Annotated in this window: 26 protein-coding genes; 17 read left to right on the top strand and 9 right to left on the bottom strand. The window is 67.1% G+C overall.

The features are described from left to right. Positions 1 to 5: 5 nt before the first annotated feature. A complete protein-coding gene (locus ACCD06_RS10245; protein WP_413340454.1) occupies positions 6 to 839 on the bottom strand; it encodes a ferritin-like domain-containing protein in 834 nt (277 codons plus the stop codon). Continuing rightward, positions 836 to 1612 (bottom strand): 3'(2'),5'-bisphosphate nucleotidase CysQ, encoded by a 777-nt coding sequence (cysQ, locus tag ACCD06_RS10240; RefSeq protein WP_413340452.1) that lies wholly within the window; start codon positions 1610 to 1612, stop codon positions 836 to 838. Before cysQ ends, ACCD06_RS10245 begins: the two co-directional genes overlap by 4 nt. A gap of 90 nt (positions 1613 to 1702) precedes the next feature. Here cysQ and ACCD06_RS10235 point away from each other — a divergent pair, with 90 nt between their 5' ends. Next, positions 1703 to 2257: a GNAT family N-acetyltransferase gene (locus tag ACCD06_RS10235; protein WP_413340450.1), complete on the top strand. Its 555-nt coding sequence runs from the start codon at positions 1703 to 1705 to the stop codon at positions 2255 to 2257. On the opposite strand, the gene ACCD06_RS10230 is transcribed toward ACCD06_RS10235, so the two are convergent. Further along, the gene (locus ACCD06_RS10230; protein ID WP_247871363.1) at positions 2254 to 2952 is read right to left on the bottom strand and encodes an EAL domain-containing protein; all 699 of its coding nucleotides are present in this window, start codon (positions 2950 to 2952) and stop codon (positions 2254 to 2256) included. The genes ACCD06_RS10235 and ACCD06_RS10230 overlap by 4 nt on opposite strands. Positions 2953 to 3124: 172 nt before the next feature. After that, a complete protein-coding gene (locus tag ACCD06_RS10225) occupies positions 3125 to 5458 on the bottom strand; it encodes a xanthine dehydrogenase family protein molybdopterin-binding subunit (RefSeq protein ID WP_413340448.1) in 2334 nt (777 codons plus the stop codon). A 200-nt stretch (positions 5459 to 5658) separates the two neighbouring features. Between ACCD06_RS10225 and ACCD06_RS10220 the strand changes: the two genes are divergently transcribed. From ACCD06_RS10220 to ACCD06_RS10210, 3 genes are all read left to right on the top strand, one after another. Beyond that, the gene (locus tag ACCD06_RS10220) at positions 5659 to 6393 is read left to right on the top strand and encodes an SOS response-associated peptidase (RefSeq protein ID WP_413340446.1); all 735 of its coding nucleotides are present in this window, start codon (positions 5659 to 5661) and stop codon (positions 6391 to 6393) included. After that, positions 6371 to 6949, top strand: a complete 579-nt coding sequence (locus ACCD06_RS10215; RefSeq protein WP_413340444.1) for a thermonuclease family protein — start codon at positions 6371 to 6373, stop codon at positions 6947 to 6949. Before ACCD06_RS10220 ends, ACCD06_RS10215 begins: the two co-directional genes overlap by 23 nt. A 257-nt stretch (positions 6950 to 7206) precedes the next feature. Further along, on the top strand, positions 7207 to 8007 hold the full coding sequence (locus ACCD06_RS10210; protein ID WP_109075424.1) for a PhyR family response regulator anti-anti-sigma factor: 801 nt from the start codon (positions 7207 to 7209) through the stop codon (positions 8005 to 8007). Positions 8008 to 8116: 109 nt separating this feature from the next. On the opposite strand, the gene ACCD06_RS10205 is transcribed toward ACCD06_RS10210, so the two are convergent. Beyond that, complete coding sequence (locus tag ACCD06_RS10205; protein WP_109075425.1) at positions 8117 to 8374, bottom strand: GlsB/YeaQ/YmgE family stress response membrane protein; 258 nt, start codon at positions 8372 to 8374, stop codon at positions 8117 to 8119. A 214-nt stretch (positions 8375 to 8588) separates the two neighbouring features. On the opposite strand from ACCD06_RS10205, the gene ACCD06_RS10200 reads away from it, so the two are divergent. Continuing rightward, positions 8589 to 9029, top strand: a complete 441-nt coding sequence (locus tag ACCD06_RS10200) for a hypothetical protein (protein WP_136705656.1) — start codon at positions 8589 to 8591, stop codon at positions 9027 to 9029. Positions 9030 to 9143: 114 nt separating this feature from the next. On the opposite strand, the gene rpe is transcribed toward ACCD06_RS10200, so the two are convergent. Continuing rightward, the gene (gene rpe / locus ACCD06_RS10195) at positions 9144 to 9797 is read right to left on the bottom strand and encodes a ribulose-phosphate 3-epimerase (RefSeq protein ID WP_109075427.1); all 654 of its coding nucleotides are present in this window, start codon (positions 9795 to 9797) and stop codon (positions 9144 to 9146) included. A 217-nt stretch (positions 9798 to 10014) separates the two neighbouring features. Between rpe and modA the strand changes: the two genes are divergently transcribed. From modA to modC, 3 genes are read left to right on the top strand one after another with little or no spacing between them, the layout of a single operon-like run. Next, the gene (gene modA / locus ACCD06_RS10190; RefSeq protein ID WP_413340440.1) at positions 10015 to 10824 is read left to right on the top strand and encodes a molybdate ABC transporter substrate-binding protein; all 810 of its coding nucleotides are present in this window, start codon (positions 10015 to 10017) and stop codon (positions 10822 to 10824) included. Positions 10825 to 10834: 10 nt separating this feature from the next. Continuing rightward, positions 10835 to 11530 (top strand): molybdate ABC transporter permease subunit, encoded by a 696-nt coding sequence (modB, locus tag ACCD06_RS10185; RefSeq protein ID WP_109075429.1) that lies wholly within the window; start codon positions 10835 to 10837, stop codon positions 11528 to 11530. A 2-nt stretch (positions 11531 to 11532) separates the two neighbouring features. Further along, positions 11533 to 12654, top strand: coding sequence for a molybdenum ABC transporter ATP-binding protein (modC, locus tag ACCD06_RS10180; protein WP_413340438.1), 1122 nt, complete (start codon positions 11533 to 11535; stop codon positions 12652 to 12654). Between the two features lie 19 nt (positions 12655 to 12673). On the opposite strand, the gene ACCD06_RS10175 is transcribed toward modC, so the two are convergent. Next, positions 12674 to 12985: a hypothetical protein gene (locus tag ACCD06_RS10175; RefSeq protein ID WP_413340436.1), complete on the bottom strand. Its 312-nt coding sequence runs from the start codon at positions 12983 to 12985 to the stop codon at positions 12674 to 12676. Between the two features lie 358 nt (positions 12986 to 13343). On the opposite strand from ACCD06_RS10175, the gene ACCD06_RS10170 reads away from it, so the two are divergent. The 9 genes from ACCD06_RS10170 to ACCD06_RS10130 all read left to right on the top strand — a co-directional run bounded on the left by ACCD06_RS10170 (position 13344) and on the right by ACCD06_RS10130 (position 21587). Continuing rightward, complete coding sequence (locus ACCD06_RS10170; protein ID WP_199231991.1) at positions 13344 to 13715, top strand: FtsB family cell division protein; 372 nt, start codon at positions 13344 to 13346, stop codon at positions 13713 to 13715. A 194-nt stretch (positions 13716 to 13909) separates the two neighbouring features. Continuing rightward, entirely contained in the window at positions 13910 to 14929 is a 1020-nt protein-coding gene (pdhA, locus tag ACCD06_RS10165) for a pyruvate dehydrogenase (acetyl-transferring) E1 component subunit alpha (RefSeq protein WP_109151037.1), read from the top strand. 116 nt (positions 14930 to 15045) lie between these two features. Next, positions 15046 to 16449, top strand: coding sequence for a pyruvate dehydrogenase complex E1 component subunit beta (locus ACCD06_RS10160; protein WP_413340433.1), 1404 nt, complete (start codon positions 15046 to 15048; stop codon positions 16447 to 16449). A 16-nt stretch (positions 16450 to 16465) separates the two neighbouring features. Beyond that, positions 16466 to 17812, top strand: a complete 1347-nt coding sequence (locus ACCD06_RS10155; protein WP_413340431.1) for a pyruvate dehydrogenase complex dihydrolipoamide acetyltransferase — start codon at positions 16466 to 16468, stop codon at positions 17810 to 17812. Between the two features lie 20 nt (positions 17813 to 17832). Then, entirely contained in the window at positions 17833 to 18135 is a 303-nt protein-coding gene (locus ACCD06_RS10150; RefSeq protein WP_085089443.1) for a chorismate mutase, read from the top strand. A gap of 15 nt (positions 18136 to 18150) precedes the next feature. After that, positions 18151 to 19548 (top strand): dihydrolipoyl dehydrogenase, encoded by a 1398-nt coding sequence (gene lpdA, locus ACCD06_RS10145; RefSeq protein WP_109075435.1) that lies wholly within the window; start codon positions 18151 to 18153, stop codon positions 19546 to 19548. Positions 19549 to 19591: 43 nt separating this feature from the next. Continuing rightward, on the top strand, positions 19592 to 20077 hold the full coding sequence (locus ACCD06_RS10140; RefSeq protein ID WP_413340428.1) for a DUF29 domain-containing protein: 486 nt from the start codon (positions 19592 to 19594) through the stop codon (positions 20075 to 20077). Between the two features lie 62 nt (positions 20078 to 20139). Continuing rightward, positions 20140 to 21096, top strand: a complete 957-nt coding sequence (gene lipA / locus ACCD06_RS10135; protein ID WP_413340426.1) for a lipoyl synthase — start codon at positions 20140 to 20142, stop codon at positions 21094 to 21096. 35 nt (positions 21097 to 21131) lie between these two features. Next, a complete protein-coding gene (locus ACCD06_RS10130; protein WP_085089439.1) occupies positions 21132 to 21587 on the top strand; it encodes a type II toxin-antitoxin system RatA family toxin in 456 nt (151 codons plus the stop codon). A 21-nt stretch (positions 21588 to 21608) separates the two neighbouring features. On the opposite strand, the gene ACCD06_RS10125 is transcribed toward ACCD06_RS10130, so the two are convergent. After that, complete coding sequence (locus ACCD06_RS10125; RefSeq protein WP_413340424.1) at positions 21609 to 21797, bottom strand: 4-oxalocrotonate tautomerase; 189 nt, start codon at positions 21795 to 21797, stop codon at positions 21609 to 21611. 42 nt (positions 21798 to 21839) lie between these two features. Continuing rightward, a complete protein-coding gene (locus ACCD06_RS10120) occupies positions 21840 to 22343 on the bottom strand; it encodes a CinA family protein (protein WP_109075438.1) in 504 nt (167 codons plus the stop codon). Between the last annotated feature and the right edge of the window lie 7 nt (positions 22344 to 22350).

The raw sequence follows: 22350 nt of genomic DNA, 5'->3' as shown, positions 1-22350 counted from the left end.
GCGCCTTACCGGGTTTCCGGCCTGCGGTCAATTTCGGGAGTGATCGGCTCGTAATATTCCGGGCCGAAGCCGGCAAGCTGGCGGCTGGCGGTGTTGAAGGGGCGCTTCAGCCCGCCGCGGAAATGGCGGCCGACAAGCTCCTGCCACAGGGCAACCGGCTCGGCTCCGCGCTCGGCGCAGAGATGGACGAACCATCGCCGGCCGGCGGCGACGTGGCTGATCTCCTCGTCATGGATGGTCTGGAGCAGGTCGGCGCTCTCGGCATCGCCGAAGTCGCGCAGGCGGCGCACGGTGTCGGGCGTGACGTCCAGGCCGCGCGCCTCCAGCACCATCGGCACCACCGCCAGCCGGGCGGCGAGGTCGTGCGCGGTTTCCGTCGCGGCCTGCCACAGCCCGTCATGGGCGGGCAGGTCGCCATAGGAGGATCCGAGAGCGTTCAGCCGGGTTTCCAGCATCTGGAAATGCCGGGCCTCGTCATCGGCCACCTGGATCCAGTCGTCGGTGAAGCCCTTCGGCAGGCCGAGGGGCGCGAATCGAGCGACGATGTCCCAGGCGAGGTCGATGGCGTTCAGCTCGATATGAGCCAGCGCATGCAGCAGGGCGATGCGGTTCTGGGCGCTTCCGCCGCGCCCGCGCTTGGGCATGTCGCGCGGCAGCTTCAGCTCCGGCCGGTCGGGACGGGCGGGGCGGTCGGGCGGCGGGACCGGCACGTCGGGCGACAGCTGGCCGTCGCGCCAAGCGGCGGCATGAAGGCGGGTCAGGCGCACTTTCTCCAGCGGCGCCGCGGTCGTCAGCACCGCGGTCGCCGCCTCACCCAGGCACGTAACAGAAGACGTCATTTCCAGCCGTAGGCGACGAAGTGCGGGTTGAGGATGTCGTCCTTGCCATAGACCATCGGCGAGCCGTCCGGCTGCTCCACCCGGCCGCCGGCGCCGATCAGCACGGCGTGGCCGGCGGCGGTGTCCCACTCGCTGGTCGGTCCGAAGCGGGGGTAGAGGTCGGCCTTGCCGCTCGCCACCGTGCAGAATTTCAGCGAGCTGCCGCAGGACACCCGGTCCTTGACCGTGTACTTGCCGAGGAAGTCGTCCAGCACCGACCCGTTGCCGTGGGAACGGCTGGCGACGACGGTCAGCCCGTCGGCCGGCGGGTTGCGGACGGCGATGGGGTGGTCGTGGCGGCCCTCCGCGCAATGGACGGCGGTGCCGGGGCCGGCCGCGGCGTACATGTCGCCGGTGGCCGGGGCATAGACGACGCCGAGGACCGGGACGCCGTTCTCGACCAGGGCGATGTTCACCGTGAACTCGCCATTGCGGGAGATGAATTCCTTGGTGCCGTCGAGCGGATCGACCAGCCAGAATCGGCCGCCGGAGATGTCGGGCTTGTGGCCCGCGGACATCGCCTCTTCCGCGACGACGGGCACGCCCGGCAGCAGGTGGTGCAGCGCCGGGACGATCACCGCCTCCGCCGCCTGGTCGGCCTGCGTCACCGGGCTGCCGTCGACCTTGGTGGCGACGTCGATGCCGTCGTTGTAGAAGCGCAGGATGACCTGACCGGCCTCGTGGGCGATGGTGCGGACCGTCGGCAGCAGGCTCGCCACAGCGGCATCGGGCATGGGGTAATCTCCCTATGGTATGAAGAGTCAGCATATCCTGCCCGAAGGCGGGCCGGAAGCTCTTGAACGGGTGTGGAACGGAGAAGGCGGATGACGGCCGGGGAATTGTCGGACATCGGACGGACGGACGGCCACGGCGCATCGGCCCTATGGCGTGCTATGACCGCGGCCGATCTGGATCGGATCCTGGCCATCGCGGACATCGTTCATCCGGACTATCCGGAAGAGCGCGGCGTGTTCGAAGAGAGGCTGGCGCTCTACCCCGCCGGCTGTCGTGTGGCGGAATACCGCGGCGAGGCCATCGGCTATGGCGTCATGCATCCGGGCAAGCTGGGGGTGCCGCCGCCGCTCGACACGCCGCTGGGCGGGTTGCCGGCCGATGCGGACTGCCTGTACCTGCACGACATCGCCCTGCTGCCGGAGGCGCGCGGCACCGGACTGGGGGCGGCGGTGCTGGGCTATGCCCATGGGCTGGCGGCGCGGGAGGGGTGGCGGTGGCTGGCGCTGACCTCGACGCCGGGCGCGCGGAGCTATTGGGATCGCGTCGGCTTCGCACCCTATACGGATGGCGGGCCGGCGCTGGAGGCCAAGCTGGCGAGCTATGGCGGCGGGATGAGCTACATGACGGCGCCGGTCAGCCGCTAGGCCGCCAGCATCGCCGTATCCGGGTCGGTCACCATGGATTGGAAGGCCGGCTTGGCGAACAGGTAGCCCTGCATCAGGGTGACGCCCAGGTCGCGCAGGGTCCTGGCCTCGCCGACCGTCTCGATGCCCTCGGCGATGGGGGTGATGGCGAGATCCTCGCACACCGCCAGGATGGCCTTGACGATGCTGCGCCGGGCGCGCTCGGTGTCAATGTTGCGGGTCAGCTCCATGTCCAGCTTGATGATGTCCGGCTGGAATTCGGCCAGCAGGTTCAGACCGGAATAGCCGGAGCCGAAATCGTCGATGGCGGTCAGGAAGCCCTGGCGCTTGTATTCGCTGAAGATGCTCTTCAGGTGGTCGTGGTCCACCACCCGCTCGTTCTCCGTCACTTCGAAGATGATGCGGTCGGTGGGGAAGCCGGTGCGGCGGGCGGCGGCCAGCGTTGCCTTGATGCAGGCCTCCGCCTTGTAGACGGCGTTGGGCAGGAAGTTGATGGACAGGCGGGCGCCGTTCATCGGCAGGGAGGAGGCCAGCTCGATCGCCTTGATGCGGCACGACTGGTCGAAGGCGTAGCGGGTGGCGTCGGTCACCTGGCCCAGCACCCAGCCGGCACCCTGCCCCTCAGTGCCGCGCACCAGCGCCTCATGCGCCCAGACACCGCCGTTGGCGACATCGACGATGGGCTGGAAAGCCATCGTGAAATCCAGATCGAGGCGGTCCGCACATTGACCGCCGCATCCACCGTCGCCAAACGCCATCGCCCTACCCCTGTCGGATCAGAATTGCACTTTTAGGTAAGGAACAATGCCATGGATTTCATCAGACGGAGGTGTGGCAAGTGCCACACCTTCCGGTTAGGACTTTCCCCTATTCCGCCGCCATGCGTGTTTCGGCGTTGCGGATCGCTGCCCACACCGATTCCGGCGTCGCCGGCATGTCGATGTGGGTGATGCCGAGGTCGGACAACGCATCGACCACCGCATTGATGATGGCCGGCGGCGCGCCGATGGCCCCGGCCTCGCCGGCGCCCTTCATGCCCAGCATGTTGGTGGTGCTGGGCACGCTGTTCAGCTTCACCTCGATCGGCGGCATGTCGACCGCCCGCGGCATCTGGTAGTCCATGAAGGAGCCGGACAGCAGCTGCCCGTTGTCGGGATCGAACACCACCCGTTCCTGCAGCGCCTGACCCAGCCCCTGCGCCACGCCGCCATGGATCTGGCCGATCACCAGCATCGGATTGATGACCGTGCCGAAATCGTCGACGACGCTGTAGCGCAGCACCTCGACGATGCCGGTGGCGGGGTCGATCTCCACCTCCGCGATGTGGCAGCCGTTGGGGAAGGTGCTGGCCGGCGGGGTCCAGCGCGCCATCTCGGAGAAGGCGATGCCGCCCGTGCCGGCCGCCGCCTTGGCCGCCACCTCCTTCAGCGATACCGAGCGGTCGGTGCCGACGATGGTGAAGCGGCCGTCGGCGAACTCCACGTCCACCTCGGCGGTTTCCAGCAGGTCGGCGGCGACCGTGGTTGCGGTCTTCACCACCTTGGCCGCACCCTCCGCCAGTGCCGAGCCGCCGACCGGAACGGAACGCGAGCCGCCGGTGCCGGCGCCCCAACTGACGCGGTCGGTGTCGCCCTGCACCACCTCCACATCTTCAGGCGGGACGCCCAGCCGGTCGGCGAGGATCTGCTTGTAGGCGGTCTCGTGGCCCTGGCCGTTGGTCTGGGTGCCGATCATCAGCACCACCTTGCCGTCGCCGTTGACCTGGACGGTCGCCTGCTCCGGCCCGCCGCCCGAGCAGGCCTCGATGTAGGTGGAAAGGCCGGCACCGCGCAGCTTGCCGCGGGCCTTTGCCTCCGCCTTGCGGGCGGGCAGGCCGGCCATGTCGGCGAGGATCAGGCCGTCTTCCAGATTCTGGACGAACTCGCCGGTGTCATAGACCTGCCCCATCGGCGTTGCATAGGGCATGGCGGTCGGCGGGATGAAGTTGCGCCGCCGGATCTCCGCCGGGCCGAGGCCGGTGACACGGCCGGCATGGTCGATCAGCCGTTCCAGCAGATAGGCCGCTTCCGGACGGCCGGCGCCACGATAGGCGTCCACCGGCTGGGTGTTGGTGAAGACGCCCTTCACCCGCACATAGACGGCCGGAGTCTTATAGGAGCCGACCAGCATCGCCGATCCGGCATCGGTCGGGATGAAGGGACCGTAGTTGGACAGATAGGCGCCGAGATTGGCGACGGTATCGACCCGCAGGCCCAGGAAATGGCCGTCGGCGTCGAGCGCCAGCCGCGCCTTGCTGACATGGTCGCGGCCGTGGTCGTCGCTGATGAAGCCCTCGATCCGGTCGGCGGCCCATTTGACCGCGCGGTTCAGCCGGCGGGCGGCGAACAGGCAGGCGACATATTCCGGGTAGTTGAACAGCTTCATGCCGAAGCCGCCGCCGACGTCGGTGGTCAGCACGCGGATGCGCTGCTCTGGTTCGTTCAGGATCTTGGCGAACTGCTTCTGCAGGCCGTGGACACCCTGGCTGGTGACGTAGATCAGCAGGCGGCCGGGGCCGCCGTCGGCACCCGATTCGACGCCGGCGACGCAGGCGCGGCCTTCCATCGGGTTGGCGACGACGCGGTTGTTGACCAGTTCCAGCTCCACCACGCGGTGGGCGCCGGAGAGGGCGGCCTCGACCGCCGCCTCGTCACCGGTATCCCAGTCGAAGCAGAGGTTGTTCGGCGCCTCGTCCCACACCAGCGGCCGGCCGGGCTCCAGCGCCGCCAGCGTGCCGGTGACGGGCTCGCGATCCTCGTAGTCGACCATCACCAGTTCGGCGGCCTCGCGCGCGGCCTCCAGCGTTTCGGCGACCACCATGGCGACCGGATCGCCGACATGGCGGGCGAAGCCGCGGACCAGCGCCGGGCGCGGGGTGCGGACATAGTTCGACCCGTCGCGCTGCTTCAGCACCGCCTGACAGGGGATCATGCCGACATTTTCGGCGTCGAGATCGGCGATGGTGTAGACCGCCAGCACGCCGGGCTGGGCCAGCGCGTCCGATGTGTCGATGGCGCCGATGGCGGCGAAGGCATGGGGCGAGCGGACGAAGGCCGCATAGGCCTGTCCGGGGAGAGACACGTCGTCGGTGTAGCGGCCGCCGCCGGTCAGCAGCCGGGCGTCTTCGGTGCGCGGAACCGCCTGTCCGATGCCGAACTTCATGGGTGAACTCCCGCCTTCCGGTTCGATGCGATTGTTGTGCCCCGCGAAGATAGGCCGGCTTAAGCGTCAGGGAAACCCCGACGGGCGACATGGGTGACGGTTGTCCGCTGCAAGGATTATCGGCTGAACCCTCGAGAACTGGGGCAAACGGCTGGCGGAACGGACCGGCAAGAGCCATATTTTACCGCATGTGTGGACGCATGCTTCTCACCACCCCGGTCAGCGAGGTCCAGCGCCTGTTCGGCGTGCCCGAACGGCCGAACCTGATGCCGCGGTGGAATATCGCCCCGACGCAGGACATCCCCGTCATCCGTCGCGAGGAGGATGGCCGCCATCTGGCGATGGTCCGCTGGGGGCTAGTGCCGCCCTGGGCCGACGATCCCGCCATCGGCGGGCGGATGATCAACGCGCGCGGCGAATCGGTGGCCGACAAGCCGGCCTTCCGCGATGCCTTCCGCAAGCGCCGGTGCCTGGTCCCGCTGGACGGATTCTATGAATGGACCAGCGTGGGGGAGGGGGCGAAGCCGCGCAAGCAGGGCCACGTCATCCGCCGCCGCGACCGCGGCCTGTTCGCACTGGCCGGATTGTGGGAGCGCTGGCGCGGGCCGAAGGGCGCGCCGCCGCTCGATCCGCCTCTGGAAACCGCGACGGTGGTGACGACGGCGACCAACGCGACGCTGTCCTTCCTGCACGACCGCATGCCGGTGGTGCTCGACCCCGCCGACTGGGATGCATGGCTCGATCCGGCGACCCCGCTGCCGGTGCTGGAGGGGCTGATCCGCTCCGCGCCGGAAGAGTGGCTGGACGTGGTGCCGGTGGGGCCGAAGGTGAACAGCGTGCGGAACGACGACTGCTCCTGCCTGGATCCGCCGCAGGAGACCGCTCCGGCCAAGGCGAAGGACAAGCCGGGCGATGACCAGCCGAGCCTGTTCTGACGCGATGCTGAGGGCGGTGCTGCTGGCGGCGTCGCTCGCCCTGGCGGGACCGGCCGCGGCGCAGACCAATCAAACGGCCAAGGGGCAGGCGGCCAAGGGGCGCGGCCCAATCGCCAACACGCCGGACCAGACCATCAAGGGTACCGCCATGGCGGTGGAGGGCGACCTGCTGACCATCAACGGCACGGCGGTCCGGCTGATGGGCATCGATGCGCCGGATCCGGGGCAGAAATGCAAGAACCGGTACGGCCACGAGCTGGACTGCTTCAAGGTCGCCACTGCCGTGCTCGCCAATATGGTGAAGGGAGAGGAGGTGACCTGCACCGTCACCGAACAGGACCGCACCGGCGAGAAGAAGGGAGAATGCCGTGTGCGCGGCGTCGATCTGGGGGCGGCGATGGTGTCGCGCGGCTGGGCCTTTCAGTATGCCAGCCTGTCGCCGGCCTATCAGAAGGGCGAGGCCTATGCCCAGAGCAAGCGCATGGGACTGTGGGCCGGGCAGGTGGAAAAGCCCTGGCAATGGCGCAGCCGGCAGCTTCGCGAGAACGCCAAGTGAGATGAACCAGCCCTTTTACCAATCGGATTCGGTCGGCCCTGATCGTTGGGGCTTGATCATCGGTTGTCGGCCGGCACCCCCATTTCCCATTCGACCGCCACGCTGCCCATGATAGGATTCGTCGACGACGAAGGACGATCTCAAAACCTGGTTTATGGCCTGACACGATTCGGCAGGGTCGGCGCGTTTCCCCGGTGAACGGTTCGAGACGCGCCGTTCCAGAGCGGCAACTCCCGTCGGGGAGCGGAGTCACGGGTATGCTCGTTTACGAATGCGAATTGTTCGAGGTGGTTCCGGTGCTGCGCCGCTATGCGCGGGCGCTGACCGGCACGACCGACCGTGGCGACGCGCTTGTGACCCGCTGTGTCGAGGCGGCGATGATGGCGCCCTCGCGCTTCGGTCTGGATCGTGGCGGCGACGGGGCGTTGCTGCCGATGTACGCGCTGCTGAACCTGCTGTTCGACCGGTCGGAGGATTTCGGCCCGCCCGGCCGGCCGCTTCCCTCGCCCCACCCCATCGAACGCGCCCTTACCGAACTGTCTGAGGTCGACCGCCGTCTGTATCTGCTGACCGCCCTGGAAGGGCTGAGCCTGCCGCAGGCGGCGAAGGTGCTGCAACTGCGGCCGGGGGAGGCGATCGAGAGGTTGAAGACCGCCCGTGCGTGGGTGCGCGGTGCCATGATCCAGCGGGTGATGGTGGTGGAGGACAACGCCATCCTGGCGATGGAACTGGGGGCGCTGGTCGCCGAGATGGGGCATGTCGTCTGCGGGACCGCTGGTAACGAGCCCGAGGCGCTCGCCCTGATGAAGGCGGAAAGGCCGACGCTGGCCCTGCTGGACGTCCGGCTGGCCGATGGCGGCAGTGGGATCGAGATCGCGCGGCGGCTGAAGCGCGTGCGTGAACTGCGCGCCATCTTCGTCACCGCCTTCGACGACGACATCGAAGCCGGCGATGCCCGCCATCTGGGGCAGATCGTCCGCAAGCCCTTCACCAATGCCGGCATCCAGGCCGCCATCTCCCGCGCCATCTTCATGCCGCAGCCGGTGGCGCTGGTTTGATCCGCTCCGGAATGAAAAAGGGACCGCCGGCCGTCCGGTGGTCCCCTTATCTTGTCTGGCAATGTCTTGTCCGGCTTTCAGGCAAGCCGGCGTGTTCCGCTGCCGTCGCTTAGACCGTCGTCCGGCGGCCGGCGATCATGCGGTAGATGGCCAGGATGATGATCGCGCCGACGATCGCGCCGATGAAGCCCGCTCCCTCGCCCGGCCGGTACCAGCCGACGGCGGCACCCAGATACGTCGCGACGAAAGCGCCGGCGATGCCCAGCAGGGTGGTGATGATGAAGCCGCCCGGATCGCGACCCGGCATCAGGAACTTGGCGACGATGCCGGCGATAAAGCCGATGATGATCGTCCAGAGAATGCCCATGGTGATTTCCCTTCCGTTGCGGGACCGTCTTCCCATGCCCAATAACGGGCAGAGACGCATTTGGTTCTCGCCGATGCGTGATCTTTTAGGGTGCCTCGCCTTTGGGTATCCGAAACACGACCGGGAACCTTTCCGGTGCCGGCCATGTTCTCCGCATCACGTTTCCGACGCTGCACTGCGGTGCCGCCACGGACGACTGTTTAGGAGATGCGTTATGAACAAGACCTTCATTTTCACCGCTGTGGGTGCCGTTCTGCTGTCGACCGGCGCGATGGCCCAGGTGGCCGGTTCCGCGACGACGCCGCAGGCCGGCTCCAGCTACACGATGGGCTCGACGACCGGCGTGCCGCCGCTGAGCGCGCCGGCCCGCGGCCTGCCGTTGACCGACACCGCGCAGGGCGGCAAGGTCGTCGTGCTGGGCGAGAGCATCGGCGAACGCCAGCTGGCAGAACGGCAGCGGGCGGAGAGCATGACCCCGCCCGTCACCTATTCCGGGTCGAGCGCCGGGACCTACGGCTACAGCAACTCCGGTTCGAGCTATACCGCTCCCAGCTATGCCGCTCCGAGCTATTCCGGGACCGGATCGCAGACGGAAGGCAACATGAGCACCCGCGGCATGACTGGCGGTGCGCCCTATACGCCGCCGACCCGCTGACGAGAGCTGCGGCCGGGTTGGTGACCATTCCGGCCTGAATCGAAACGGCCCCGCAACGCTCCTCCCATCCGGGGGAGCATTGCGGGGCCGTTGGCGTTTATTCGAACTGTTCGTTCAGCGCAGCGCGCGGATGTTGGCGGCATACTGGTCCGGACCGCCGGTGAAGGTGGCGGTACCGGCCACCAGAACGTCGGCGCCGGCCTCGATCGCCAGACGGGCGGTCTCCGGGTTGATGCCGCCGTCCACCTCCAGGTCGATCTGCTTGCCGAGCGCGTCGATGCGGGCACGCAGGTCGCGGATTTTCGGAAGCTGGCTCTTGATGAAGCTCTGGCCGCCGAAGCCGGGGTTCACCGTCATCACCAGCACGAGGTCGATGTCCTCCAGCACATGCTGGATGGCGTCCACCGGGGTGGCCGGGTTCAGAGAGACGCCGGCCTTCTTGCCCAGCGACTTGATCAGCTGGATGGTGCGGTGCAGGTGCGGGCCGGCCTCCGGATGGACGGTGATGATGTCGGCGCCGGCCTTGGCGAAGTCCGGAATGAACAGGTCCACCGGCGAGATCATCAGGTGGACGTCGAAGACCTTGGCGGAATGCGGACGCAACGCCTTCACCACGCCCGGCCCGATGGTGAGGTTCGGCACGAAATGGCCGTCCATCACGTCGATGTGGATGTAGTCGGCGCCGGCGGCGTCGACCGCGCGGACCTCCTCGCCCAGCCGGGCGAAATCGGCGGAGAGAATCGAGGGGGAAATCTTCACGGCGCGCATGGGGCTTTCCTGGTGCGGGAGGGGAGCGGGAAGCGGTTATGGAACTGGTCCGATCAGCCGCACTTCCTATCACGGGGCCGCAACGCAAGTCATGACATGATGTGGATGGCCGCCATGCCTCCATGGTGCGGATTGCACCGTTTACGCTTTACCGCAACCGCGAAGCGTTGTATCCGTTGGAATATAAGCGAAGCGATGAATTCGGCAGGAGGTGGCGATGGTCGGAATGAATGGGACGTTCGGGCGCCGCGGATTCGCGGCGGCGGTTTCGGCCGTCGTGCTGGGCATCGGACTGACGGTCGCCGCCCCGGCGGCGGTGGCGCAGGACGTGCTGGTTCTGGCGGCGGCCTCGACCAAGAATGCGGTCGAAAAGCTGGCGGCGCAGTTCAAGGCGAAGACCGGCAATAGCGTGACATCGTCCTTCGCCGCCTCGTCGGCGCTGGCCAAGCAGATCGAGAATGGCGCCCCGGCCGATATCTTCATCTCGGCCGATCTCGACTGGATGGACTATCTGCAGAAGCGCGATCTCATCAAGACCGACAGCCGAGTGAACTTGCTGGGCAACGAGCTGGTGGCGGTGGTGCCGAAAGGCTCGCCCCTGAAGCCCGACCTCTCCAAGGGCGGCAAGCTGGCGGACCAGTTGGGGGACGGGCGGCTCGCCACCGGTGACCCGTCGAACGTTCCGGTCGGGAAGTACGCCAAGGCGGCGCTGGAGACGCTGGGGCAATGGACGGCGGTCGAACCGAAGCTGGCGCGGGCCGACAGCGTGCGCGCCGCGCTGGTGCTGGTCAGTCGTGGCGAGGTGCCGCTGGGCATCGTCTATCGCACCGACGCCGCCATCGATCCGGGGGTGGAGGTCGCCGCGGCCTTCCCGCCCGACAGCTATCCGGCGATCACCTATCCGGCGGCCCTGGCGGCATCGTCGAAGAGTCCGGCGGCGGTGGCCTTCCTCGACTACATGAAATCGCCGGACGGCATGGCGGTGTGGAAGGAATTCGGCTTCGTTCCGGCACCCAAGGCGCCGTAAGCTCTGCCGCATGGAACTCCTGACGCCGATGGAAACCACCGCGTTGCTGCTGAGCCTGCGTGTCGCGGGTGTCGCCATCGCGTTGGGATTGCCGGTGGCCGTGCTCGCCGCCTGGGTGCTCGGCCGTTATTCCTTTCCGGGCAAGACGCTGGTCGATGGGCTGGTGCATCTGCCGCTGGTCCTGCCGCCCGTGGTCACCGGCTATATCCTGCTGGTGACGATGGGGACCAAGGGAGTGGTCGGCGGCTGGCTCTACCAGACCTTCGGCATCAAGCTGATCTTCACGGCGGAGGGGGCGTCGCTGGCGGTGGCGGTGACCTCCTTTCCGCTGATGGTGCGGGCGATCCGCCTGTCGGTGGAGGCCATCGACGGCGGGCTGGAGGCGGCGGCGCGCACGCTGGGCGCCGGGCCGGTCGATCGCTTCTTCACCATCCTGCTGCCGCTGATGGCGCCGGGCCTGCTGTCCGGCGCCATCGTCGCCTTCGCCGCCGCGATGGGCGAGTTCGGCGCGGTCATCACCTTCGTCTCCAACATCCCCGGCAAGACGCAGACGCTGCCGCTGGCGATCTACGCCGCCACGCAGGAACCGGGCGGCGACGCGGTTGCGGCGCGGCTGGCAACGATCTCCTTCGGCGTGGCGTTGCTGGCGCTGATGCTGTCGGAGTTTCTGGCAAACCGGGTTCGCCGCCTGATCGGGCAGGTCTGACCATGCTGGACCTACACATCCGCCAGACCCTGGGCGCCTTCACCCTCGACATCGCCTTCACCGCGGAGGAGCGCGGGGTGACGGCGCTGTTCGGCCGCTCCGGTTCCGGCAAGACGTCTGTCATCAATGCGATTGCCGGGCTGAGGCGGCCCGACGCCGGGCATATCCGCATCGGCGACACCGTGTTCTTCGACAGCGCGCGGCGCATCGACGTGCCGGTGGAAAAGCGGCGCATCGGCTATGTCTTCCAGGAATCGCGGCTGTTCCCGCACATGACGGTACGCAGCAACCTGGAGTACGGGCTGCGCCGTGTGCCTGCCGGGGAGCGGCGCATCGCCTTCGAGCCGGTGGTGGAGTTGCTGGGGCTGGGCCATCTGCTGGACCGCCGGCCGCGTGGCCTATCCGGTGGTGAAAAACAGCGGGTTGCCTTCGGCCGCGCCCTGCTGGCGCAGCCGCGCCTGCTGCTGATGGACGAGCCGATGGCCTCGCTCGACGCCGCCCGCAAGGCGGAGATCATGCCCTATATCGAGCGGCTGCGCGACGAGATGAACATCCCCATAGTCCTGGTCAGCCACGCGCTGGACGAGGTGGTGCGGCTCGCCACCACGATGGTGCTGATCGCGGAGGGCAGGGTGCGTGCGGCCGGACCGGTGGGCGCGGTGATGGGCCGGCTCGACCTGTCGGCGGTGACCGGTGCGCATGATGCCGGTGCGGTGCTGGACCTGACGGTCGAGCGCCATGTTCCGGAGGATGGGCTGTCGGTACTGGCTTTCGACGGCGGGCGCCTGACGGTGCCGCAGATCGACCGCCCGCCCGGCGCGGCGGTGCGGCTGCACATCCATGCCCGCGACGTCATCATCGCCTTACAGCCGCCGAGCGGCGTCAGCCTGCGCAACGCGCTGACCGCGACGGTGGCGGAGGTGGCGGAGTCCGGCCCATCGTCGGCCGACGTGCGGCTGGCGGTGGGCGGCTCCTTCCTGATCGCACGCATCACGCGGGCGGCCGTGCGTGAACTGGAACTGGTGCCCGGCCGCCCGGTGGTGGCGCTGGTCAAGGGCATCGCCTTCGAGCCGGACAGCAGCGGCGAGGCATCGGACCGGCGGAGGCGGGTGGTGGACGTGTGACCGTCCACCACGTCCTGCCTTACTGGGTGCCCGACGGGGTGGGGGAGCCGCCGGTGCTGGCGCCGCCGCCGGCCGAACCGCCGGACGTCGAGCCACCCGGCGCCGTACGGGTGGCGCCGCTGGTCTCGTTCATCGAATTGCCCGACGTGCCGCCCTGTACCGGAACGCCGGTCGAGGGCGGCGGGACGGTGGTGGAGCCGCTGCTCGACCCGCTGCTGGTGGTCGGGCTGCTCTGGTTCGACGCGTTGGAATTCTGGGCGTTTTGGTCGTCGCAGGCCGCCAGACCCAGAAGCAGGGCGGGCAGGGCCACGATCAGAAACTTGCTGCGCATGGGGTATCGCTCCTCAGCCAGTTGGCGGCGCCGTCGGCGGGACCGGAGGTGCGAAGACGCAATGGACTCGGACCCGGACACAACGGCACCGTGTGGGTCCAAACACGCCACCGCCGGTTTCATTCCATGCACCTTCGCTCTATGCCGGGTGGATGACTGTACCGATGAGCGGGAGCGTCGCCCGATGGGACGCCCGATTGCTGACGAGAACTTTACGGGAACATACTGTCGACTTGTGGCTTGGGCGTGACGGATACCCATTACTGGGTTGCGCAAAGATCACGAAGCTTTTGCGACTTGGCTGTTCCATCTTTTTCGTTTGACCGGTGGAAAGCCGCTGTGATTCCATCGTGCCACCATGACGATGATCGCCGACCTCACCGACACGCTCGCCCGCGCCGCCAAAAGCGCGCTCCGCCAAGCAATCATGCCGGCGCTGTGCGCCTGCGTGGTCGCCTATTTCGCCTACTACGCGATCCATGGCGACCGCGGGCTGGTGGCGATGAAGCAGATCCAGGGGGAAATCGCCCAGGCCGAAGAGGTCCTCAACCAACTCCACACTGAGCGTGAGGACATGGAACGGCGCGCCCAGCTGCTGCGCGGCGACGGTCTTGACCGCGACATGCTGGAGGAGCGGGCGCGGCTGATGCTGAATTTCGCTAACCCCCGCGACGTCATCGTCAAGCTTCCCAAACTGGCCGATCCGGAAGGGGCGAGCCAGCAGAAGTAAGGGGATATCAGCCGATTAACCGAATCGCGGTTAATCTGAAATAGCGCTGCAAAAACAGACGTTTGCGCAGACCCAGAAGCTCGTGTAGTGTGCGCGCCATATTCGCTTCCGGTGCGGGCTCTCGCATGCCCGCAACGCGCGGCGGCAAAAGGTGTTGTCAACGACCTTTGCCGCTTGAACCCTGGGGAGGAATCATGGCCGCGTCCCGACGCCGTTCCACCAAGGCGCAGACCGACACCGCGCCCGCTCAAGCCGTCTCTTCCGAAGAGCTTCTTCATTACTATCGCGAGATGCTGCTGATCCGCCGCTTCGAAGAGAAGGCGGGCCAGTTGTACGGCATGGGCCTGATCGGCGGCTTCTGCCATCTATACATCGGCCAGGAAGCCGTCGTGGTCGGCGTGCAGGCTGCCCTGAAAGAGGGCGACGACGTCATCACCAGCTACCGCGACCACGGCCACATGCTGGCCTGCGGCATGGAAGCAAAGGGCGTGATGGCCGAGCTGACCGGCCGCATTGGGGGCTACTCCAAGGGCAAGGGCGGCTCGATGCATATGTTCAGCCGCGAGAAGAACTTCTACGGCGGCCACGGCATCGTCGGCGGCCAGGTTCCGCTCGGCACCGGTCTGGCCTTCTCGCACAAGTACCTCAATGACGGCGGCGTCTCCGCGGTCTATTGCGGCGACGGCGCCATCAACCAGGGCCAGGTGTACGAGAGCTTCAACATGGCGGCGCTGTGGAAGCTGCCGGTGCTGTTCGTCATCGAGAACAACAAGTACGCCATGGGCACCTCGCAGGAGCGCGCCTCGGCCGGCGAACTGCATCAGCGCGGCGCTGCCTACGGCATCCCCGGCTATCAGGTCAACGGGATGGACGTGCTCGAGGTGAAGGCCGCCGCCGACCAGTGGGTGAACTACATCCGCGAAGGCAACGGCCCGGTCATCCTGGAGATGAAGACCTACCGCTACCGCGGTCACTCCATGTCCGATCCGGCCAAGTACCGGACGAAGGAGGAGGTCGAGAAGATGCGGTCGGAGTCCGATCCCATCGACCAGCTGAAGTCGAAGCTGCTGGCCGGTGGCCATGCCGACGAGGACAAGCTGAAGGAGATCGATCGCGCGGTGAAGGCGATCGTCACCGAATCGGCCGAGTTCGCGCAGCAGAGCCCCGAGCCCGATCCGTCGGAGCTGTGGACCGACATCCTGGTCGAGAGCTGACCGTCGTCCACCGTCTGGTCCTGACGTCAACGAAAAGCAGGAGCGGCGCCAGAGGGACGGGTTGCCCCCATATCGGGAGCGGCAACCGGTTTCCCCGCGCCGCCGGAGGTTGAGGAATGCCGATCGAAGTGCTGATGCCGGCCCTGTCGCCCACCATGACCGAGGGCAAGCTGGCGAAATGGGTCAAGAAGGAAGGCGACACGGTGAAGTCCGGCGACGTGCTCGCCGAGATCGAGACCGACAAGGCCACCATGGAAGTCGAAGCGGTCGATGAAGGCCGCGTCGGCAAGATCCTGGTGCCCGAAGGCACCGACAATGTCGCGGTGAACACCCCCATCGCCATCCTGCTGGAAGAGGGCGAGGACGAGAGCGCGCTGTCCAAGGGCGGCAACGCCCCGGCCGCCGCCGCTCCGGCCAACGCCGCCCCGGCTTCGGAAGAGACCAAGGCCGCCCCGTCGGCGGTGCAGGCTCCGGCGCCGACCGTGCCGGCCGCTCCGGTGTCGGCTCCTGACTCGGACGAGGACAAGTTCTTCGCCAAGACGGTGAAGAAGACGGTCCGCGAAGCGCTCCGCGACGCGATGGCCGAGGAAATGCGCCGTGACGAGAAGGTCTTCGTCATGGGCGAGGAGGTCGCGCAGTACCAGGGCGCCTACAAGGTGACCCAGGGCCTGCTGCAGGAGTTCGGCGAGCGTCGCGTCATCGACACGCCCATCACCGAGATCGGCTTCGCCGGTCTGGGCGTCGGTGCCTCCTTCAAGGGGCTGAAGCCGATCGTCGAGTTCATGACCTTCAACTTCGCCATGCAGGCGATCGACCACATCATCAACTCCGCCGCCAAGACGCTGTACATGTCCGGCGGCCAGATGGGCAGTCCGATCGTCTTCCGCGGCCCGAACGGCGCCGCCGCCCGCGTCGCCGCCCAGCATTCGCAGTGCTATGCCTCGTGGTACGCGCATTGCCCGGGCCTGAAGGTGGTCTCGCCCTGGTCGGCGGCCGACGCCAAGGGTCTGCTGAAGGCGGCGATCCGCGATCCGAACCCCGTGGTCTTCCTGGAGAACGAGATTCTCTACGGCCAGAGCTTCGAGGTTCCGGAGGACGAGGAATTCGTCCTGCCGATCGGCAAGGCCAAGATCGAGCGTCAGGGCAAGGACGTGACGATCACCGCCTTCTCGATCATGGTCGGCCATGCCCTGGCCGCCGCCGAGGAGCTGGCGAAGGAAGGCATCGACGCGGAGGTCATCAACCTGCGCACGATCCGTCCGCTGGACACCGCCACCATCGTCACCAGCGTCAAGAAGACCAACCGCCTCGTCTCCGTCGAGGAAGGCTGGCCCTTCGCCGGCATTGGTTCGGAAATGTGTGCGCTGATGATGGAGCAGGCGTTCGACTATCTGGATGCTCCGGTGGCCCGCGTGGCCGGCCTGGACGTGCCGATGCCCTACGCCGCCAACCTGGAAAAGCTGGCGCTGCCGCAGGTCGCCGACATCGTCAAGGCCGCCAAGCAAGCCTGCTATCGTTGAGAGGAGGGCTGATAGGATGACCGTTCAGATTCTGATGCCCGCCCTCTCGCCCACGATGACCGAGGGCAACCTCGCCAAGTGGCTGAAGAAGGAAGGCGACACGGTGAAGTCCGGCGACGTGCTCGCCGAGATCGAAACCGACAAGGCCACCATGGAAGTCGAAGCGGTCGATGAAGGCCGCATCGGCAAGATCCTGATCCCGGCCGGCAGCCAGGGCGTCGCGGTGAACACCCCGATCGCCATCCTGCTGGAAGAGGGTGAGGACGAGAGCGCGCTGGCTTCGGCCGGCTCCGCTCCGGCCCCGGCTGCTGCGGCTCCGGCGGCAGCCGCCGCTCCGGCCGCTGCACCGGCGCCGTCGGCCGCCCCGGCTGCCGCCGCTGCTCCGGCTCCGGCCGCTGCCGCTCCGGCTGCCGCCGGCGAGCGCGTGTTCGCCAGCCCGCTGGCGCGCCGCATCGCCGAACAGGCCGGCGTCGACCTGAAGTCGGTCAGGGGCACCGGCCCGCACGGCCGCATCGTCAAGGCCGACGTGGAGGCCGCCAAGGCCGCCGGTCCGGCCAAGGCTGCTGCCGCCCCGGCTGCTGCCCCGGCTGCCGCTGCCGCTGCTCCGGCTCCCGCCGCTGCCCCGGCCCCTGCGAAGGCCGAAGGTGTGGATGCCAAGTCGCTCGCCGACAAGCTGGGCATGGCCTACACCGCCGTGCCGAACAGCGGCATGCGCAAGACCATCGCCAAGCGTCTGGGCGAGGTGAAGCGCACCGTCCCCGACTATTTCCTGACGGTGGATGTCGAGATCGACGCGCTGATGAAGGTCCGTGCCGAGCTGAACGGGCGGTCCGACGCCTACAAGCTGTCGGTGAACGACTTCATCATCCGCGCCGTGGCGCTGGCGCTGAAGAAGGTCCCGGCGATCAACGCGTCCTGGACCGACGAGGCGATGCTGCAATACAGCCACGCCGACGTGTCGGTCGCCGTCGCCACCCCGACCGGGCTGATCACCCCGATCGTCAAGAAGGCGGAAACCAAGGGTCTGGCCGACATCTCCAACGAGATGAAGGCGCTGGCCAAGAAGGCGCGCGACAACGCGCTGAAGCCGGAAGAGTATCAGGGCGGCACGATCTCCATCTCCAACCTGGGCATGATGGGGATCAAGCAGTTCCAGGCGATCATCAACCCGCCGCAGGCCTGCATCCTGGCGGTCGGCGCCAGCGAGCAGCGCCCGGTGGTGAAGGACGGCGCGCTGGCCATCGCCACGGTGATGAGCCTGACCGGCACCTTCGACCACCGCGTCGCCGATGGCGCCGTCGGTGCGGAATTCCTTGCGGCGGTGAAGAAGCTGCTCGAGGATCCGCTCTCGATGCTGCTCTGATGGTTTGAGGATCCGGTTCCATGTCGAAAAGCCTTGCCCCGCTCCGCGCCGAGATCGACGCCATCGACGACGAACTCGTCGCGTTGCTGGGCAAGCGCCTGTCCGTCGTCCACCGCGTCGCAGCGGTGAAGATGGCGGAGAACCTGCCGGCCGTGCTGCCCGACCGCGTCGAAGCGGTGAAACAGCGGGCGGCCGAGGCGGGGCTGGCGTACGGCCTGGATCCGGACTTCATGGCCACCCTGTACCAGACGATCATCGACGAGGCGTGCCGGGTCGAGGAAGGCATCTTTGCCGCCGGCCGCGAGGATGCGCCTCGCTCCTGAATGGGGAGAACACCCTTGGCCGACATGAATTACGACGTCATCGTCATCGGCGGCGGGCCGGGCGGTTACGTGGCGGCGATCCGCGCCGCGCAGCTTGGCTTGCACACCGCGGTCATCGAGCGTGAAAACCTGGGCGGCATCTGCCTGAACTGGGGCTGCATCCCGACCAAGGCGCTGCTGCGCTCGGCCGAGGTGCTGCATCTCGCCAAGCATGCCGCCGACTATGGTCTGGTCATCCAGAACCCGTCCTTCGACCTCGACAAGGTCGTCGCCCGCTCGCGCAAGGTCGCCGGGCAGCTGAACGGCGGCGTCAAGCACCTGCTGAAGAAGAACAAGGTCGCGGTGATCGAAGGCTCCGCCAAGTTGCTCGGCAAGGGGCAGGTGGCGGTGACCAAGGGCGAGGCCCCGGTCGGCACCTTCGGCGCCAAGCACATCATCATCGCCACCGGTGCGCGCGCCCGCACGCTGCCGGGGCTGGAGGATGACGGCAAGCTGGTCTGGACCTATCGCAAGGCGATGACCCCGGACAGCATGCCGAAGTCGCTGCTGGTGATCGGGTCCGGTGCCATCGGCATCGAATTCGCCAGCTTCTACAATGCTTTGGGCGCCAAAGTTACAGTGGTCGAGGTGATGGACCGCATCCTTCCGGTGGAGGATGAGGAAATCTCCGCAATGGCGCGGAAAGCCTTCGAGAAGCAGGGCATGCGCATCATCACCGGCGGCAAGGCCGGCAATCTGCGCAAAGCCGCCGACAGCGTGACCGTGGCCGTCGAGGCCGGCGGCAAGACCGAGGACATCACGGTCGACCGCGTCATCGTCGCCGTCGGCATCAGCCCGAACACCGAGGGGCTCGGCCTGGAGAACACCAAGGTCAAGACCGACCGCGGCCACATCCAGACCAACGGCATGTGCGAGACCGACGAGCCGGGCGTTTACGCCATCGGCGACGTGACCGGCGCCCCCTGGCTCGCCCACAAGGCCAGCCATGAAGGCGTGATCGTCGCCGAGCACATCGCCGGCAAGCACCCGCATGCGCTGAACGTCCGCAATATCCCGGGCTGCACCTACTCGCACCCGCAGATCGCGTCGGTCGGCCTGACGGAGAAGAAGGCGAAGGAAGCCGGTTACGAGATCAAGGTCGGCCGCTTCCCCTTCGTCGGCAACGGCAAGGCCATCGCGCTGGGCGAGCCGGAAGGCCTGATCAAGACCATCTTCGACGCCAAGACCGGCGAGATGCTGGGCGCCCACATGATCGGCGCGGAAGTGACCGAGCTGATCCAGGGCTATGGCATCGCCAAGTCGTCGGAGCTGACCGAGGCCGAGCTGATGCATACGGTGTTCCCGCACCCGACCCTGTCGGAAATGATGCATGAGTCGGTCCTTGATGCCTATGGCCGGGCGATCCACTTTTAACTAAGATTTTCCGAGGTGACGTTTTTCCCCTTTGGACGGAGCCATGGACCGCAGCAGCGCCGCCTACGACGAGGATTTCTACGCCTGGACGCAAGCCCAGGCGCAGGAGCTTCGCCGTGCCGGCGCCGAGCGGAACAACGCCCCGGTCGACTGGGAGAACGTCGCCGAGGAGATCGAGAGCATGGGCCGCAGCCAGAAGTCCGAGATTGACAGCCGGCTGACCGTGCTGTTCGTGCATTTACTGAAATGGTTGTTCTGTCCTGACCTGCGCGAACGATGTGAGCGTGGTTGGCGGCTGACCATTCGGGAGCAGCGGGAAAAGCTGATCGACGAGATCGCTGCTAGTCCTAGCCTGCGGCCTTTCTGCGGCTCTGTCTTTGAGAAAGTCTACCGACGCGCCCGGCTGCGGGCGGCCGTCGAGGCGGATATGCCCGACGGGCATTTCCCGGTCTTGCCGCCTTTCACGCTTGACCAGGCGCTCGATCCGGCCTATCCGGCCGAACTGTTTCCGCCGGAATGGCGGGTTTGACATCCTCATCGCACCTATTGTCGGGGCCGGGGCATCGCGTCGGCCATCGGGAGCTTTAGACCATGACCCTCGTCGACCAGACCGAGAAGCTGCGCCACCCCGAAAAGGCCCATAAGCCCGACAACCCGATCCAGCGCAAACCGGCCTGGATCCGGGTCAAGGCGCCGATGAGCCAGGAATACAACGAGACCCGCCAGCTGATGCGCGGTCTGAAGCTGAACACCGTGTGCGAGGAGGCCGCCTGCCCGAACATCGGGGAGTGCTGGAAGCACAAGCACGCCACCTTCATGATCCTGGGCTCCATCTGCACGCGCGGCTGCGCCTTCTGCAATGTGGAGACCGGGCGTCCCGACCTGCTGGACCCGCATGAGCCGGACAATGTGGCCGAGGCGGTCGGCCAGCTGAAGCTGAGCCACGTCGTCATCACCTCGGTCGACCGCGACGATCTGGACGACGGCGGCGCCGAGCATTTCGCCCGCACCATCCGCGCCATCCGCGCCGCCTCGCCGACGACGACCATCGAGATCCTGACCCCCGACTTCCAGAAGAAGAAGGGTGCGGTCGAGGTGGTGGTCGAGGCCAAGCCGGACGTGTTCAACCACAATCTGGAAACTGCGCCGCGGCTCTACCCGACAATCCGCCCCGGTGCGCGCTATTTCGCCTCGCTGCAGCTGCTGGCGCGGGTGAAGGAGCTGGATCCGACGATCTTCACCAAGTCCGGCCTGATGGTCGGGCTGGGCGAGACGAAGGAGGAGATTGGTCAGGTGATGGACGATCTGCGCTCCGCCGATGTGGACTTTCTGACGATTGGGCAGTATCTCCAGCCCACGCCCAAGCATGCGGCGGTGGATCGTTTCGTGACTCCCGAGGAGTTCGACGGTTATTCCACTGTCGGCCGCGGCAAGGGCTTCCTGCTGGTGGCCTCGTCGCCGCTGACGCGCTCGTCCTACCATGCGGGCGCCGATTTCGAGAAGCTGCGCGAAGCCCGGCTGCGCAAGCTGGGAGTCGCGGCCGCCTGATCCAGGCGGTTCAATAGAAGGACACGGGTACGGGCATGCCGACGCACGCGGAAAAGAAGGTTCTTCCCTACACGCCCCAGCAGATGTACGACCTGGTCGCCGATGTGGAGAAGTATCCGGAGTTTCTGCCCTGGTGCCTGGCGGCCCGAATCCGCAAGCGTGAAGGCGATGTCATGTTCGCGGACCTGATCATCGGGTTCAAGATGGTCCGCGAGCGCTTCACCTCACGGGTGGAGTTGAGTGCGCCAGCCTGCCGGATCGACGTGCAGTACACCGACGGACCATTCCAGTACCTGAACAATCATTGGATCTTCAACGATCATCCCGGCGGCTGCTGCGTCGACTTCTTCGTCGATTTCGAGTTCCGCTCGAAGATGCTGCAGAAGATCATGGGCCTGCTGTTCAACGAGGCGGTGCGCCGCATGGTACAGGCCTTCGAAACGCGTGCGGCCCAGCTTTATGGGCCGGGCCGGGTGACGCAGCCGGCCTGACGCCGGGCTAGCCGTGGTCGGTCAGCTCTTGTCCGACCACAGCTCCCCGCCGCTGGCCCAATCGCTTTTCTTCACGTCCTGAAAGATGATGTCCACCGCCGAGGGCGAGCAGCCGAGGGCCTTCACGGTCGCTTCGGTCAGCGCCTTGGCGTATTCGCGTTTCTGTTCGACGGTGCGGCCTTCGAACAGCTGGATGTTGATGGTCGGCATCGGGGGATTTTCCTTCTTGGTAAAGACGTTGGCGGCGATTCTTCAGCGCAGGCTTCCGGTCGGGCGGGCCAGCCGCAGCCTCTCCAGCGCCGCCTGAACCGTTGCCATGCGTACGGCGTCGCGGTCGCCGGGGAAGGTGTATTCCTTGGCCTTGGCCGCTCCGCCGCGCACGGCGGTGGCGACATAGACGCGGCCCACCGGCTTGGTCTCGGTCGCGCCGCCGGGGCCGGCGATGCCGGTCACCGCCACCGTCACGTCGGCCCGTGACTTCGCCAGGGCACCGACGGCCATGGCGACCGCCACCTCCGGGCTGACCGCGCCATGGGCGTGCAGCAGGCTGGCGGGAACGCCGAGCATCTCGGTCTTGGCGATGTTGGTGTAGGTGACGAAGCCGCGATCGACCACCTTGGACGAACCGGCGATGTCGGTCAGGGCGCCGGCGATCAGGCCGCCGGTGCAGGACTCGGCGGTCGCCAGCATGAAGCCGGAGAGGCCGTATTCGGCCAGCACCTGGGCGGCAAGCTCTCGGATGGGCTCGGGAAACATGACGGCC

The organism is Azospirillum sp. CT11-132, assembly GCF_047302835.1.
Taxonomy (GTDB): Bacteria; Pseudomonadota; Alphaproteobacteria; order Azospirillales; family Azospirillaceae; genus Azospirillum.
The sequence above is the reverse complement of the archived record's forward strand: the minus strand, read 5'-3'. Positions and strand labels throughout refer to the sequence as shown.